Annotated in this window: 19 protein-coding genes; 8 read left to right on the top strand and 11 right to left on the bottom strand. The window is 62.7% G+C overall.

Translation table 11 applies throughout. The features are described from left to right. Positions 1–89: 89 nt before the first annotated feature. Complete coding sequence (locus HMPREF9696_RS10390; RefSeq protein WP_002712954.1) at positions 90–374, bottom strand: (2Fe-2S)-binding protein; 285 nt, start codon at positions 372–374, stop codon at positions 90–92. Positions 375–560: 186 nt separating this feature from the next. On the opposite strand from HMPREF9696_RS10390, the gene HMPREF9696_RS10395 reads away from it, so the two are divergent. From HMPREF9696_RS10395 to HMPREF9696_RS10415, 5 genes are all read left to right on the top strand, one after another. Then, a complete protein-coding gene (locus HMPREF9696_RS10395; RefSeq protein ID WP_174309453.1) occupies positions 561–1181 on the top strand; it encodes a pyridoxamine 5'-phosphate oxidase family protein in 621 nt (206 codons plus the stop codon). A 24-nt stretch (positions 1182–1205) separates the two neighbouring features. Continuing rightward, the gene (locus tag HMPREF9696_RS10400; protein ID WP_002712956.1) at positions 1206–1700 is read left to right on the top strand and encodes a CinA family protein; all 495 of its coding nucleotides are present in this window, start codon (positions 1206–1208) and stop codon (positions 1698–1700) included. Between the two features lie 277 nt (positions 1701–1977). After that, positions 1978–2379 carry a hypothetical protein gene (locus HMPREF9696_RS10405; RefSeq protein ID WP_040301362.1) on the top strand — a complete coding sequence of 134 codons (402 nt, stop codon included), beginning with the start codon at positions 1978–1980 and terminating at the stop codon, positions 2377–2379. 188 nt (positions 2380–2567) lie between these two features. After that, complete coding sequence (locus HMPREF9696_RS10410; RefSeq protein WP_002712958.1) at positions 2568–2864, top strand: hypothetical protein; 297 nt, start codon at positions 2568–2570, stop codon at positions 2862–2864. A gap of 272 nt (positions 2865–3136) precedes the next feature. Beyond that, entirely contained in the window at positions 3137–3424 is a 288-nt protein-coding gene (locus HMPREF9696_RS10415; RefSeq protein WP_002712959.1) for a hypothetical protein, read from the top strand. A gap of 175 nt (positions 3425–3599) precedes the next feature. On the opposite strand, the gene HMPREF9696_RS10420 is transcribed toward HMPREF9696_RS10415, so the two are convergent. From HMPREF9696_RS10420 to ettA, 8 genes are all read right to left on the bottom strand, one after another. Beyond that, positions 3600–4799 carry a lytic murein transglycosylase gene (locus HMPREF9696_RS10420; protein ID WP_430642318.1) on the bottom strand — a complete coding sequence of 400 codons (1200 nt, stop codon included), beginning with the start codon at positions 4797–4799 and terminating at the stop codon, positions 3600–3602. Positions 4800–4905: 106 nt separating this feature from the next. Continuing rightward, the gene (locus HMPREF9696_RS10425; protein ID WP_002712961.1) at positions 4906–5520 is read right to left on the bottom strand and encodes a TIGR00645 family protein; all 615 of its coding nucleotides are present in this window, start codon (positions 5518–5520) and stop codon (positions 4906–4908) included. Between the two features lie 160 nt (positions 5521–5680). Continuing rightward, positions 5681–6451, bottom strand: coding sequence for a trans-aconitate 2-methyltransferase (gene tam, locus HMPREF9696_RS10430; RefSeq protein WP_002712962.1), 771 nt, complete (start codon positions 6449–6451; stop codon positions 5681–5683). Positions 6452–6531: 80 nt separating this feature from the next. Beyond that, positions 6532–6867, bottom strand: coding sequence for a hypothetical protein (locus tag HMPREF9696_RS10435; protein ID WP_002712963.1), 336 nt, complete (start codon positions 6865–6867; stop codon positions 6532–6534). A 56-nt stretch (positions 6868–6923) separates the two neighbouring features. Beyond that, positions 6924–7448, bottom strand: coding sequence for a MarR family transcriptional regulator (locus tag HMPREF9696_RS10440; protein WP_002712964.1), 525 nt, complete (start codon positions 7446–7448; stop codon positions 6924–6926). Between the two features lie 7 nt (positions 7449–7455). Beyond that, positions 7456–7875, bottom strand: coding sequence for a MarR family transcriptional regulator (locus tag HMPREF9696_RS10445; protein WP_157170080.1), 420 nt, complete (start codon positions 7873–7875; stop codon positions 7456–7458). 23 nt (positions 7876–7898) lie between these two features. Beyond that, complete coding sequence (locus HMPREF9696_RS10450) at positions 7899–8609, bottom strand: hypothetical protein (protein ID WP_040301363.1); 711 nt, start codon at positions 8607–8609, stop codon at positions 7899–7901. Positions 8610–8684: 75 nt separating this feature from the next. Next, on the bottom strand, positions 8685–10334 hold the full coding sequence (gene ettA / locus HMPREF9696_RS10455; protein WP_002712967.1) for an energy-dependent translational throttle protein EttA: 1650 nt from the start codon (positions 10332–10334) through the stop codon (positions 8685–8687). Positions 10335–10689: 355 nt separating this feature from the next. On the opposite strand from ettA, the gene HMPREF9696_RS10460 reads away from it, so the two are divergent. After that, the gene (locus tag HMPREF9696_RS10460; RefSeq protein ID WP_002712968.1) at positions 10690–10899 is read left to right on the top strand and encodes a hypothetical protein; all 210 of its coding nucleotides are present in this window, start codon (positions 10690–10692) and stop codon (positions 10897–10899) included. Between the two features lie 227 nt (positions 10900–11126). Next, positions 11127–12083, top strand: a complete 957-nt coding sequence (locus HMPREF9696_RS10465; protein WP_002712969.1) for a D-2-hydroxyacid dehydrogenase family protein — start codon at positions 11127–11129, stop codon at positions 12081–12083. Between the two features lie 68 nt (positions 12084–12151). Here HMPREF9696_RS10465 and HMPREF9696_RS10470 read toward each other — a convergent pair whose 3' ends face one another. Next, the gene (locus HMPREF9696_RS10470; RefSeq protein ID WP_002712970.1) at positions 12152–12988 is read right to left on the bottom strand and encodes an outer membrane protein; all 837 of its coding nucleotides are present in this window, start codon (positions 12986–12988) and stop codon (positions 12152–12154) included. Positions 12989–13165: 177 nt separating this feature from the next. After that, positions 13166–14383, bottom strand: a complete 1218-nt coding sequence (locus tag HMPREF9696_RS10475) for a L,D-transpeptidase family protein (RefSeq protein ID WP_002712971.1) — start codon at positions 14381–14383, stop codon at positions 13166–13168. Between the two features lie 289 nt (positions 14384–14672). On the opposite strand from HMPREF9696_RS10475, the gene HMPREF9696_RS10480 reads away from it, so the two are divergent. Beyond that, positions 14673–15476 (top strand): hypothetical protein, encoded by an 804-nt coding sequence (locus tag HMPREF9696_RS10480; RefSeq protein WP_002712972.1) that lies wholly within the window; start codon positions 14673–14675, stop codon positions 15474–15476. Positions 15477–15479: the final 3 nt, after the last annotated feature.

Raw genomic sequence — 15479 nt, forward strand, 5'->3', positions numbered from 1 at the left:
TTAGAAGCGTTCTAAATCAGATTTACGACGAGTACAACCCCTCGCGGCAAAGGCGGCCACGAAGGGGGAAAACAAGCCGATGGAATGACTTAGGCAGCAGCCTGAGCGGTCAGGGTCACCTGATGGTGATGATCCGGGGCGGCGGCGTGTTCCTGGTGCTGCTCGCTATGGGGGCATCCCGCGCAGCAGGCCTTGGCGCAGGCGCCGAGGGCTTCGTCCATGATTTTCTTGATGGTCCGGGCGCACCGCCCGCATTCTGCGCTGCAGCCCAGACAGCCATAGACCTGCCCGGCCGTGCGCGGAAAATCCTTGGCCTGGGTCACGACGTTACGCACGTCGTGGTCGGTCAGGACGTTGCAGGAACAAACGATCATGGATGCCCGGAGAACCTGTAAGGACTGTTGACCAACAGGTATTAAACCGACGCCTCCGATGCAAAAGGAAAACAGCCAGTTTTAAGCTATTCCAAACTGGCCACGGCCTGCGCAATCAATCTGGAATCAATCTAAAGTGGCGGCAAATGCACGGCCCGGCGGATTGGGCTAAATGTCGGCATGGGAATGAAGGAGCACGGCGTGACAAGCATCGGCCTCGACGAACTCGGCGCTATCTACGCGCCGCCCACCGACCGCGTGATCGCCAAGCAGTTGGCGCGGATCGACCGCCACGCCGCAAATTTCATCGGCCTGTCCCCCTTCTGCGTGCTCGCGACCTCGGGTCCCGACGGCACGGTGGACGCCTCCCCGCGTGGCGGAAATCCCGGCTTTATCCGCATCGAGAACGAGACGCGCCTGCTGATGCCGGATCGCCCCGGCAACAACCGAATCGACAGTTTCCGGAACGTGCTGTCCGGCAGCGGCTATGTGCAACTGCTCTTCTTCGTGCCCGGGCTGGACGAGACCCTGCGTGTCGGCGGCGATGCCAAGCTCTCGGCGGATGCGGACGTGCTGGCCGCCATGATCGAATTCGGCAAGCTGCCGCGCGCCGTTTTGGATATTGCGGTGCGCGAGGTGTATTTTCACTGCGGCAAGGCGCTGATGCGCTCAAAACTCTGGTCGCCGGACTCGCGCGTGGCGCGGTCCGCGCAGCCGAGCATCAGCGAGGTCATCCACGAACAGACCGGACAGGGCACGCCGGAGTCGCAGGACGCCGTCGAGGCGCGTTACAAGACGCAGCTCTGACCCTCTCACATCGAAAGTCACGCCATGGAAAAGCTGTTGCCGCTCGCGGAAAAAATCGCCGCGTCCCTGATCGCGCGGAAGGAAACCGTCGCGGTCGCGGAATCCTCCACCGGCGGATTGATCTCGGCGGCGCTGCTCGCGGTGCCCGGCGCATCGGCCTACTATCGCGGCGGCGGCGTGATCTATACGCCGCGTGCGCGCGCCGCACTGGTGAACATCACCAAGGAAGAAATGGAAGCCATCGGCAATCGCGGCGCGACCGAGCCTTACGCCACCTTGCTCGCGAACCGCGCCCGTGAATTGCTCAACACCACATGGGGCCTCAGCGAAACCGGCGCGACCGGCCCATCCGGCAACCGCTACGGCGACGCTGCAGGTCATTCCTGCATGGCGGTTGCGGGACCGCAGATGCGCGTGGTCACGCTTGAGACCGGCAGCGGTGACCGTGTCGCCAACATGCGCGCCTTCGCGCTTCACGCATTGCAATTGTTTGCCGACACGATCGGCGCGGTGCGCTGAACAGACTGCCGCGATTCGCGATGATGTAAATTATCCCGCATTTCCCGGCAAAATCAGTGATTCCGGTTCCTGCCATTAACCACGGAACTCGCTTCACCTTTGATGAGCGAATGTTACGGCATCAAAAACAGTGTTGTTTTTGCGGAACAAATCCGCACCCTAAACCTTAACAATGCGTTGCCCTGCGTTTTCCGGATTTATTAACCCAATAGATCGCATTTTGGTCACATATGGCCCGTACCCCGCGCCCATCATTCCACACATCGAAGTGAGACAAATGCGAAGATTGCCAATCGCGATTGCGTCCGTTGTTGCCATGCTGGCAATTTCCGCCACTGCACCGGCCCGCGCTCAGGATGTCACGACGGCATCATTCAGCACCGAAGCTGCGCCCGCGCCGAAGAAGAAGCTGTCGATGCTCCAGTCGGCGATGAGCGAAGTCGCCATTATGCGTTATCGCGCGGCGCTCAAGCTGAAGGCCGAGCAGGTCAAGTACTGGCCCGCCGTTGCCAGCGCACTGCGCGCCCTGGCCCGCGAGCCGGAAGTGAACGAAGCCGCCGTGCGCCGCTTCGCGCCCGCCGCTTCCGCGCTGTTCGCCCGCCTCGACGAAGACCAGAAGCGCACCGCGATGGGCCTCGTCCAGCAGGCCGGCCTGCAGCAGTACGCTTCGCTGTTCTGATTGGTCTGCGGACCCGTCCGCATCGCTTCAAAATTCCGACGGCGCTTCGCATTCGCGAGGCGCCGTTTGCGTTTGCGGGGATCGTGGCGGGAATCCGGCGGGGCCATTCAGTTCCCGTTCAAGCCGCGCGTGCAACTTTCATGGCCACGATCCGTTATCTGTTGGGTCACTCAGGAAAGGTGCAAGCCATGAAGACAATCGTTCTGGCGGCAGCCACGGCCGCCACACTCGCAGTCACCACACTCGCAGCCCCGGCACCGGCCGAAGCGCGCGGCGGCCGTGTCGCGGCAGGCGTCGGTCTCGGCCTCCTCGGCGGTGCCATCATCGGCGGCGCGATTGCCAACAGCGGCGGCTACTACGGTCCCGGCTACGGCTACTATGGCGGCCCGGCCCCGGCCTATTACGGCGGCGGCTGCTACCTGCGCCGCGAGCGCTTCTGGGACGGCTACGGCTGGCGCGTCCGCCGCGTTCAGGTTTGCGACTAACGCAAATTTCTTGGGGCCAGCCATGTTTTAGCCGCCACGGCTTGGAAGAAAAGTAACGCTCCGGAAGGCAAAATAGCCTTCCGGAGCGTTTTTTGCTGCGATGAAACGCCAGAATCCCGCTATATTTGCGTGGGGACACTCGCTGAAGGCTCGGCGCATAGCCGCCGGACCTTTCAAACAGGGGCCAAATTGGGCTATTAGAGTACCGTCATTGGATCCTTGCCGACCAATCGCCTTGCGCCAGGCTTCGGCGTGTTCTGAGGAGAGACAACATGAAGAAGGTTCTTTCAGCGTTCCTCGCGGTCGCCACGGTCGCTGGTTCGCTCGCCACCGCGATGCCTGCCGCCAAGGCTGACGGCGGCCGTATCGCTGCCGGCGTTGCCGGCGGTCTGATCGGCGGCGCCCTGATCGGCGGCGCGATCGCGTCCAGCCGCCCGGCTTACGGCTATGGCTACGCACCCGGCCCGGTCTATGTCGAAGAGCCCGCCTGCCGCCTCGTGCGCGAGCGCTTCTGGGATGGCTACGGCTGGCGCGTCCGCCGCGTTCAGGTTTGCGATTGATCTGAACAGTTCTCGCGGCCTTCGCGAGACGTGAGTTTCAAAACCCGGCCTCGCGGCCGGGTTTTTGTTTGGCCAATCCGAGCGAATGAGCCACCCGTCATTGCGAGCGAAGCGAAGCAATCCATTCATCAGAAAAGCTGGATTGCTTCGTCGCAGCGCTCTTCGCAATGACCAGCTACCGCCCCGCGCTCATGGCGCGCAGCACATCCGCACCCGGCCAGCAATCGACCTTGAGCCCGGCCTTCTTCTGATAGGCCCCGAGCGCCGCGCGGGTCTGCATGCCCGCCTTGCCGTCGAGCTTCGACGAATAGAGCCCAAGCCTCGTGAGATGCTTCTGCATCGCCTCGACATCCGTGCTGCGCATCTGCGTCGAGGCCGACCACGGTGTCGCGAACGGCTGGCCGTCCGTCATGCGGTCGGCGAGATGGCCGACAAACAGCACATAGAGATCGGAGAAATTGTATTCCTTGATGACGAAATAGTTCTTCGTGGTCAGGAACGATGGCCCGTAGATTCCTTCCGGCTGCAAGAGCGACGCCTCCTGTGCCTGCTCGCCGGTGGAAAGGCGCAAGCCACGCACTGGCACAAAACCTTCCCGCAGCCACTGCGACATCGGCTTTGTCACCTCCGGCACGCCCTGTGTGCAATCGGCGCCACGCGGCGCACGCACCTCGTAGGCCCAGCGCAGGCCCGGCACCCAGCCCTTGTTCTTGAGCTGTTGCGCGGCGGAAGCCAGCGCATCGGGCACCGAGGTCCAGATGTTGATATGGCCGTCGCCGTCGAAATCGACGCCGTGCTTGGCAAGCTCGGACGGCAGGAATTGCGTCAGCCCGGTCGCGCCGCCCCATGAGGTGCGGAGCTGCTTGCGCGTGACGTCGCCATTCTGGATCAGCTTCAGGGCCTCGATGAACTCGCCGCGATACTGATCCTTGCGGCGGCCGACATAGGCCTGCGTCGCCAGCACACGCAATCCGTCATAGGGCAGCGCGTAGCGGCCGAAATCGGTCTCGCGGCCCCAGATCGCCAGAATGATTGGACCCGGCACGCCGAAGCGCTGCTCGATGCCCTTGAGGGTCGCCGCATGTTGCTGCATCAGGCTGCGGCCATGGGCGGCAAGCCGCGCGATGCTTGCTTCCTTCACATAGTCCGCGGGCACCTGCACGAATTCGGCTTGCGACGGCGCGCCGGTCTTCGGGCGGCCCGGCAGCAGCAGATCCGGCAGCTTGTAATCCGGCTCAAGCCCGCGCGTTTCCCTATCGAACACCGCACGCGAGACGCCTGCCTGCTTTGCCTCGGGCCAGAGCGAGGCGACGAAGTTGGTGAAGCCTGTATCGGCGGCGAAGGATGGAGCAGATGCAACCAGCAATGAAAACATCATTGCGAGGAGCACTTGCGACGAAGCAATCCAGCATCTCATCGGGAGGGCCTCCAAGAGTGGATTGCTTCGCTTCGCTCGCAATGACGGCTTTCGCGTGGCTACATCAATGCTTGCCGTGTCCGTTCCTGTGTCCGTTGTGCGCGCCATCCTCGATCACCGGATTGTTGGAAAGCCGGTCGACGAAGGCAATGCCGATGGCGGAGAGAATGAACATGCCGTGGATGATGGTCTGCCACATCACGCCCGCCTCGGTATAGTTGGTGGTGCGGCCCGCGCCGCCGAGGTTGCCGGCCTCGATGAAGGTCCGCAGCAGGTGGATCGAGGAAATGCCGATGATCGCCATTGCGAGTTTGATCTTCAGCACGCTGGCGTTGACATGACTGAGCCATTCCGGCTCGTCCGGATGGCCCTTCAGGTGAAGACGCGACACGAAGGTCTCGTAGCCGCCGACAATCACCATCACCAGCAGGTTGGAAATCATCACCACGTCGATCAGGCCGAGCACCACCAGCATGATCTGCTGCTCGGTAAAGTCGAATGAATGCGAGATGAGATGCCAGAGCTCCTTGAGGAACAGAACGACATAGACGCCCTGGGCGACGATCAGGCCGACATAGAGCGGCAATTGCAGCCAGCGCGATCCGAAGATCAGCATCGGGATCGGGCGCAGCGAGGTGTCGCCGCGCGCCGGCAGGGGCGTTTCGGGGGTCAGGGACATGCGGAACGAATCTCCGGCTGGCAGGTCTAAAGGCGGTACTCAGCTAGGGAGAATGTCCGATTCTGTCGAGCCGCGCTGCAGCGGCCATTCACCGCAGCGGATTTTTTGATCCGACATCATCGCGTCAGATTCATGGGTATGGCGGAACGCGGCCCGGCCCCTACTTCACCACGACGATAAAAATCCGCGGAAACCGCAGCAGCACCTTGCCGTCGTCCTGCGGCAGATAGGCGGCGGCGATGCGCGCCTTGTAGGCTTCGAGGAAGTCCTTGCGCTCGGGAAAATCGAGCGGATCGAGAAACGGGCGCAGGCCGGTGCCCTTCACCCATTCGACGATGGCCGCGGCATCGTCCATGACGTGATTGTAGACCGTGTGCCAGATATCGATATGGCTGCACAGCGGGCGCAGCGCGTCGTAATACTCGCCTGGCTTCGGCAGGTTGCCCCGCGCGTCCACCGCATGCGCGAGCTGGCTCTGGAACTGCGGCAGGCGTGCGACCTCGCGCATCATGACATGCGATGGCTCGTCCATGTTGTCCGGCATCTGCACCGCGAGAACGCCGCCCGGCTGCAGCGTCTTGGTGAGACGCTTGAGCTGGGCCATGTGATCCGGCACCCACTGAAAGATCGCATTGGCGAACAGCACATCGGTTCCGGCGGGCGGCGCCCAGTGCGAAATGTTCGCTTCGATGAATGTGTGCTGCGGAAGCCGCTCGCGCGCCTGCCGCAGCATGTCTGCCGAGGTGTCGATGCCGGTGATCTTCGCCTGCGGCCAGCGCCGCGCCAGCAGTTCGGTGGAATTGCCGGGACCGCAGCCGATATCGACTACGCCGCGTGCATCCTGAACCGGGACCTGCGCCAGCAGATCGCGCGCGCCCCGTGTCCGTTCATCTTCGAATTTCAGGTATTGCTGCGCATCCCAGTCCGACATCGTGACGCTCCAAAACGCTCGCGCGTAATCCGGAGCGCCCTTTTACGTCAGCCGATATACGATGGCCAGATGACGCTTGGTTAACCGCCGCAATTTCCCTGAACCGCAGCCGCGGCCTTCTGGCGTGCGATTTCACCCGCTGCCGTCGCGCCGACATTCGCGGCCACGCTCGACGCGGCGCTGCCGAACGGCAGGAATCCGACGGCGCTGGACAGAACGGATGTTCCGACCGCGGTAGTCTGCGCATCGTTGACCGCATCCTGGCAGCGCCTTGCCCGCTCCATCGCCTGCTGCTGCGGATCGGCGGCCCGCTTGGCCGCGCGCGGCTTGGACGGACGCTGCGCCTCCTGTGACAGAACCGAACCCGGCGTCAGCAGCAAGAGCGTGAGTGCAAAGGCAATAAAGCGTGAAACCATGATCTCTCCCCTCGTGGTCAGGAAAGATCACTCCTTATCGGCCACCGGCGGAGAATTCACGCAGGATCGTTTGCAGTTTTGTCGTCGATTGCGTTGCGCCCGGTCCACACAAATCCGTGTTCGCGCATGATGCGGATTCGCGCCTGCAGATAGCCGTGGCCGATGGTCTCCAGCCGCCGCGTCGGCATCAGGAAGATGCGCCGGCGGTCGGCGGGATCGGTCTGCCGCACGATCATGCCGCTTTCTTCCATATCGTCGAGATGGCGCGAGACCGTGGCCTCGGTCGCGAACAGCTCAAAATAGGTGGCAAGTTCCTTGTGGGTGATCGGGCGCTCGGCGAGCCAGCGATGCGCGACGATGCTGAACATCATGTCGGCCTCGAACACACTGCGCCAGGGCCGGTTCAGCACACCCGCGGCGATGACGGTGCGCCGAAAGTCGGAGCGCCACTGGACATAGGCGACGTCGATACCCAGCGCCGCCCGTTCTTCGTCATTGATGGTGCATTCTTCAAGGTTGAAAGTTTCCGCCGCAGCCGCGCTGATATCGGCGGATGTCACCGCCTTGTCGTCGTCCCCCATCTGCCCGTCATTCCTTGTTGTTATTGTTGCTCCAGACAAAGCCATTCTCCCGCATGATGCGCAATCGCGCCTGCTGGAATTCATGGCCAAGACCTTCGAGCCGCCGCGTCGGCACCAGGAACATGCGGCGGCGATCGTTCGTATCGAGGCGGCGCTCGACCAGCCCGCCCTGCTCCATGTCGTCGACATGGCGCGAGACCGTGGCCGGGGTCGCGATCATGCCGAAATAGGTCGCAAGCTCCTTGAGCGTGACGGGCCGCCCGAGCAGCGCGTGATGCGCGACGATGCTGAAGATCATGTCCGCCTCGAACACGCTGCGCATCGGGCGGCCGAGAATGCCGTCGTTGAACAGCTTCCGGCGAAACTCGGACCGCCACTCGACCCAGGCAACATCCATGGCGAGGAGCGCACGCTCCTGCGCATTCATGCTGCTGTCGAGCGGTGCGGGATTCACCGCGTCAGCCCAGCTTGCCTGCGAGACGTGACGACAACCCATGCCAGCAGAGCGACAAACGTCAAGCAAGCATAGGGATGGATCACGAACAGCCAATAGGAGTTTATCAGAAAGGACAAAAACCATCCGATCGAGGGATCGCCCTCTTCGAGGCGCGGCTGAAAGTATCTCAGCAACTTTGCCGTGACGACCAACTCGGCCAAAAAGAAGATTACAAAGGCCAGCATCAGCAGAGCACCTTTGCCGGCTAGCCCGAAGCGGCCAAATGGGCGTTGGCCTTCAGTGGGCTCGCGAAGAAAGGTCATCGCCGCAATCAGGCCCAGCGCCATGGTTATATAAAGAGGTATGTTTCCGCCAAGTGAGCCAACCGATGTGCCGAATACTGACGAGCCTGGCTTGACAATCAGATACGGGACATCGGCAAAAAGCAAAAGCGGGACGACAATGCCAGACCAGCCGGGAAGACCGAGCGCGCGCATCCGTCTCCAGCTTGGCCGGATCAACGAAAGAAGAAGAAGCAAATAGAGGGAAACCCCGATTGGGCTTTGCGTCATCAGCGCGATTGCTTCGGTAAACGAGACATTGGATCCGTTAAGGCGGTCGACGAAGCAAAGCCCCAGCGGAAGGCCAAAGACCACTCCCAGAAAGAGGCCGATCCGCCACGCGGCCGCCCGTCCAAATTGACGTCCGGAAAAATGTGCCGTCATAAGAAGCTGGTGGTTTCGGAAACGCTGTCTGGACTATCCGTTCACCCACCAGCCAATGTCAATGCAAGGCGGGTTTCACCGCGTCAGTTTCTTGTACTTCACGCGATGCGGGATCACCGAGTCCTGACCCAGACGGCGCATCTTGTCCTTCTCGTAGTCCTGGAAGTTGCCCTCGAACCATTCCACATGGCTGTCGCCCTCGAAGGCCAGCATGTGGGTGGCGATGCGGTCGAGGAACCAGCGGTCATGGCTGATGATCACGGCGCAGCCGGCGAAATCCTCCAGCGCCTCTTCCAGCGCGCGCAGCGTATCGACGTCGAGGTCGTTGGTCGGCTCGTCGAGCAGCAGGACGTTGGCGCCGGACTTCAGCATCTTGGCCAGATGCACGCGGTTGCGCTCGCCGCCCGACAGCGCGCCGACCTTCTTCTGCTGGTCCGCGCCCTTGAAGTTGAACGCCGAGCAATAGCCGCGCGAGTTCACTTCCTTCTTGCCGAGCAGGATCAGGTCGTTGCCGCCGGAGATTTCCTGCCACACCGTCTTGTTGCCATCGAGCGCGTCGCGCGACTGGTCGACGTAGCCGAGATGCACCGTCTCGCCGACAGTGATCGTGCCGGAATCCGGCTTTTCCTGCCCGGTGATCATCTTGAACAGCGTGGTCTTGCCCGCGCCGTTGGCGCCGATCACGCCGACAATGCCGCCCGGCGGCAGCTTGAAGGTAAGATTGTCGATCAGCAGGCGGTCGCCATAACCTTTCGACAGGCCCTCGAAATCCACCACATTGTTGCCGAGACGTTCGGCCACCGGAATGATGATCTGCGCGGTCTGGGTCTGCTTCTCGCTGGCCTGCTTGAGCAGGTCCTCGTAGCGCTGATAGCGCGCCTTCGACTTGGCCTGACGCGCCTTGGGCGAGGATGCGATCCACTCCTGCTCGCGTGCCAGCGTCTTCTGGTGCGCGGCGTCCTCGCGGCCTTCCTGCTCGAGTCGCTTCTGCTTCTGAACCAGCCACGAGGAGTAGTTGCCCTCGTAGGGAATGCCCTTGCCGCGGTCGAGTTCGAGAATCCAGCTCGTCACGTTGTCGAGGAAGTAGCGGTCGTGGGTCACGATCAGGATCGCGCCGGGATAGTTGCGTAAGTGGCCTTCCAGCCACGACACCGATTCGGCGTCGAGATGGTTGGTCGGTTCGTCCAGCAGCAACAGCTCCGGCGCATCGAGCAGCAGCTTGCACAGCGCCACGCGGCGGCGCTCACCTCCGGAGAGCTTGGTGACGTCGGCGTCGTCCGGCGGGCAGCGCAGCGCGTCCATCGCCTGATCGACCTTGCTGTCGAGATCCCACAAGCCCTGGGCCTCGATCTCGTCCTGCAATTTGGTCATCTCGTCGGCGGTCTCGTCCGAGTAGTTCACCGCGAGTTCGTTGTAGCGATCGAGGATCGCCTTCTGCTTGGCGACGCCTTCCATGACGTTCTCGCGAACGGTCTTGGTCGCATCCAACTGCGGTTCCTGTTCGAGGTAACCGACACGCGCGCCCTCGGCGACCCAGGCTTCGCCCGAGTAATCCTTGTCGATACCCGCCATGATCTTGAGCAGGGTCGATTTACCGGCGCCGTTGACGCCGAGCACGCCGATCTTGGCGTCCGGATAGAACGACAGATGCACGTTATCGAGCACCTTGCGGGTCGGGTAGGCCTTGGTCAGACCCTGCATGAAGTAGACGAACTGGCGAGCCATGATTCTTGAAAGCCTCGGTGGTTCTTGGAACCGTCGGATTTGAGCGGGAATACGCGGGGAAATTTGCTGCCGTTGATGTAACTGCGGGAACTGCAAAGGGCAACCACAGAGCGGGCCAGCAAAAGTGGAAACCGGTTTTGCGTCCGGCCCGCTCCCACCCAAAAAGAGCCCCCTCCAAAGGTAGGGTTTTGGAAAGGCTGCCACGACAATTTTCCAGCGTTCCGAGGCCGTTGCCGCGCCGAAAACGGCTTTTTAATCGAATCCGCGCAAGGCTTGGCACCGAACCGCACGGACGCGGATCACGACTGATATTCAGCCGTCAAGAATCACGGTTACAGATCGTCGAACACAAGCCATGACGACGCACAGCACCCCGCTCCCGGCCTCCATCACGGAGATGCCCGCCCCACTCCCCGGCCATTCGCCGCGACGGATGCTCGCGGAGATCAGCGAGTTCTGGCGCATCTTCATTCAGGCGGCCTTCAACCCCTACCATCCCGAGCAGCACTATATGCGCGGCCCCGGCCCGGCGTGTGCGAGGAAGTTCGGCAAAGCGGCGAAGTGAGGCATTCGTGGTCGTCCCGGCCAACAGATCGGCGCATAGCGCCGTCCGATGACAGGCTCCAGCCGGGACCCATCACCACCGGACTCCCCGGTGAAAAGTGATACCAGCATCCTGCAAAAATTTGCGACATAGTGGGTATGGGTCCCGGCCTGCGCCGTGACGACCCGCTGTTGTCGTGTGACAAAACCCATCGTCCTGCTGACAAACGAACAACGAGGCAAAACCAAATGCCCCTGCGCTGCGCCATCCTCGACGACTACCAGAACGTCGCTTTGAAATTCGTCGACTGGTCGCCGCTGAACGGCAAGATCGACATCACGGTTTTCGATACGCCGTTCGCCTCTCAGGACGAGGCGATCCGCGCGCTGCAGGATTTCGAGATCGTCTGCGCCATGCGCGAGCGGACGCCGTTTCCGCGCGAGGTCTTGGCCGCGCTGCCAAAGCTGAAACTGCTTTTGACCTCCGGTATGCGCAATGCCTCGTTCGATCTGGAAGCCGCGAAAGATAGCGGCGTCACCGTGTGCGGCACCGGCGGTGTCGGCAATGCCACCGCGAGCCTCGCCATCGGCCTGATGCTGGAGCTGACCCGCAGGATCGGCTTCGAGAACGCACGCATGCATGCGGGCGAACTCTGGCAGACCACCATGGGACAGGACGTCGAAGGCATGACCCTCGGCGTGGTCGGCCTCGGCAAGCTGGGCACGAAAGTCGCGGCGATTGCCAAGGCGCTCGGCATGAAGGTGATCGCCTGGAGCCAGAACCTGACGCCGGAGGCCTGCGCCGCCGCAGGCGTGACCTACGCCAGCAAGGACGAACTGTTCGCGACAGCCGACATCGTCACCATCCACACAATCCTCAGCAAGCGCACGCGCGGATTGATTTCCGCAGACGATCTCGCGCGCATGAAGCCGACGAGTTATCTGGTGAACACCGCGCGCGGCCCGATTGTGGATGAAGCCGCGCTACTCGATGCGCTCCAGCGCAAGGCCATCGCCGGTGCGGGGCTCGATACGTTTTCAGTGGAGCCGTTGCCGCTCGATCATCCGCTGCGCAAGCTGGACAATGTCGTTCTGACGCCGCATCTCGGCTATGTCACCGAGACCAACTACCGCAAGTATTATGGCGACATGGTCGAGGACATCGCCGCGTGGCTGAAGGGCGCGCCGATAAGGGAGATGACATAATACGCCAACAAAAAAGCCCGGCAAAACCTAAAGGTCTTGGCCGGGCCTTTGTTTAACGGATCAAAAAATCAGAAGTGATAGTTCGCGCCGACGCGCACGATATGGAAGTCTAGATCGCTGAAGTGCGTGCCATAGGTCGAAACGGCGTTACCAGGAGACGTGGGCGCTGCTGACGTGATGTCACTGCTTCCGAGATTGACGTAGAGATATTCAGCCTTGAACGAAACATTCCGCCAGGCGGCATATTCAAATCCGCCGCCGACTGTGTATCCGGTCAGGATCTTGGTTGTGGAGCCAGTATAGCAAGTTGCTGAAGGAGCACAGACGGCGCTGAAGCCGCCGGCCGTTGCGGTGTAACCTATTGTGTTGCTGAGGGTGGAATTTGCGTGGACCGAGCCGTAAGCCAGGCCGCCCGTTCCGTAAACGAGCAGCTTGTCGGTCGCGAGCAATCCTGCACGAGCGCGAAGCGTTCCGAACCACTCAATATTCTGCTCGGCGTTAACTTGCCCGGGTCGACCGATCAGCGCGTAGGGCGTGGCCGCCGATCCCTTGATGTCACTGCCCTGAAAATCCGCTTCCAGACCAATCAGCCAATTCGGCGAGACCTGCCAATTGTAACCAGCCTGCGCGCCGCCAAGAACGCCTTTGACGTCGTATGCAACCGACGACGCCGGATTTGGGTTGGAAAAGTTGAATACGTTCGCGGATACAACGTCATTGGGCGCAAAGGTCGCAACCGGATCGTTAAAGCCATAGCCGACGTTGAGGCCGACGTAGAAGCCGGTCCAGCTTGAGACAGCCGCCAATGGAGGCGCTTTTGTATAGGGGCGCGCCGCGATGTCAGCAGCGTGTGCGCCGGTTGCGCCAAGAGCGGCAACCGCAGCAGCGATCAAAAGCTTTTTCATGAAATTCCTCAAAAACCTGCAACAAAATCTGGATGCACCTTAGGGAGAGCCGAAGGTCGTTACTGTAGCGCGCGGGCAACAACGTGGAACTCTGTCGATAGGCTTCTTCGACACCGCAAGCCAAAACAAAAAGCCCGGCATTTCTGCCGGGCTTTCAAACTCTCATCGAAATCCGATTTAGCGCACGACGACCGGCGCAGGGAGCGGCGGCACAACGGTCGGCCCCTGATTGGGCACACCGACCGGTGCGGACTGCGCGGCAGCCACCGGCGCGGGCGCAGGCCCGCCCTGATAGGGCTGCGGCTGCGCCGATGCGGTGACCGGCGCCGCGGGCGGCTTGCCGCCCGGCAGAACCACCACGCGGGTGCCCACCTTCGCCCGATCGAACAGGTCGGTGACATCCTCATTGAGCATGCCGAAGCAGCCGGAGGACACGAACTTGCCGATGGTCGACGGCTGGTTGGTGCCATGGATGCGGTACACGGTCGAGCCGAGATACATCGCGCGCGCGCCGAGCGGATTGCCGTCTCCGCCGGCCATGAAGCGCGGCAGGTAAGGCTGGCGCTCGATCATTTCCGCGGGCGGATGCCAGTCCGGCCACTCCGCCTTGCGGGTGATCTTCTGTACCCCGGTCCAGGTGAAACCCTCGCGGCCGACACGAATGCCGTAGCGGATCGCGCGGCCGCCACCGAGAACATAATAAAGCTGGGTGTTCGCCGTATCGACGACGATGGTGCCCGCCGGCTCCTTGGTCTGGAAGTTCACTTCCTGACGGCGCAGGCGCTCGGGCAGTTCCTGGCGCGGGCCGGTTTCCGGCTGGTCCTCCGGCGGCAGCGCCGCCATCACCGAGCGGCCGTTGGCGCCCATCGCGGTGTCCTGCCCCTGCGGCTGGACAGCGCCGGTCGGGCCGCCATCGACAGCGCCGGGCGGACGCATCGCGACATCGGCATTCGGCGACGGGGCCTGCCCCGGATAAAGCTGGGTCGGGCCGCGGTCGCCGCCAGCCGGCGCAGGTCCCTGATCGGAATAGATGGTCGGGCGGCCATAGCGCGGATCGTCCGGCGACATCACCGGGCCGCGCGGGTCGAGGCCCGGCTGCTGATAGCTCTGCTGCTGCGGCGCAGGCTGCTGCTGGTAATTCGGCTGCTGCTGATAGCCCGGAGGCGACAGCGCGGCGCCCCGGTCATCGCCATCGAGCCGGTCGAAATCCGGAACTCCCCGGTTCGCGGAATCGGGCGCGCCATACGGCGCAGGCTGAAGCGGCTGCGAATAGCCCGGCGGCGGCGGATAGGACTGCGCCAGCGCAACCGGGGCGCCCGTCAGGCCAGCCACTGTGGACACTGCAAAACCGGCCGCGAAGGACCGTGCCGAAAGTCTGGAAAGGCGATTGAACATCATGCCCCTTTATAGCGCGAACCCGCCACCGTACTGTTAACGGCAGATCGCTCAGGATAGCGGCGCATTCAAGACATTAAGCGAAAAAACCGCCCGGAAACGGCTGACTTTTTCGCGAGATTGCAGCCTTGCAACAGGTTCCGGGCAATGTCGCGGCATCCCCAGCTCTCTGCGAACTTTTTTCGGGCAATTTCGCGGCCTGCGGTATCCTTTTTGACGGGCCTTGATTCGTGGCCTCAACCCACGCATCGCGCCCATTCCCGGCCTACCGAGGGCAGGACCCGACACCATGCTTCCCGGCCTCCGCATCCTGTTCGCGACAACCGTTCTGGCGATTTCCATTCTGGTTTTCGGCCTCGGCGCGGCAGCCTTGTTGCGCGCGGCGCATGAGGAATTCGCCAGCCTGCCGACCTGGCGGCTGGCGCAGCAGCCCCTGCTCACGCCGTTCACGCCGCAACTGCCCCGGATCGAGGCCACCCCGGTGCTGGCGATGCTGCGGATCGAGGCTCCGGCAGGAACCAAACCGCTGCCCGAAGCCCTGCGCCGCGACGCCATCACGCCCGACTACCAGCCGCCGCTGCAGGCCTCCCTCACCCCGCCCGCCGACGATGTCGCTCCGCCGGAGAACCGCGAGGCGGACAAGGTTTCAGAGGAAGCCACCGCCAGCGCCCCTGTGATCGACCCGCCGGTCACCGATGCGGTGGACGCCGCAGCCTCAAAGCCCGCCGCGCCGGTGAAGGAAGCCAACGCACCCGACGTCACGACACCTGACGTCAAGGAGAGCAGTGTGGTTGCTCCCGCCAATGCTCCTGCGGAGCCGAAGACGACCGAACTGACGCCCATCGACATCGCCACGCAGCCGAGCCCGTCGCCCACCGAAGCAACCGAACCGTTGTCCACAGTGACGTCGATCGAGCGCTCATCGGAGGCGACAGCGTTCGCGGTGGAGCCGCCCGTGGTGAAGAAGGTGCGCCGCCCGAGCGCCCGCGCCATCGCCCAGCGCCGTGAAGCGGCTCGCCTGCGTGCGGAAGCCCGCGCCCGCGCCAGGCAGTTGCAGCAACAGCAGCAAGCCTTCCCGCTGTTCGGCGGCTAGCTC

Source organism: Afipia clevelandensis ATCC 49720 (assembly GCF_000336555.1).
Lineage (GTDB): Bacteria > Pseudomonadota > Alphaproteobacteria > Rhizobiales > Xanthobacteraceae > Afipia > Afipia clevelandensis.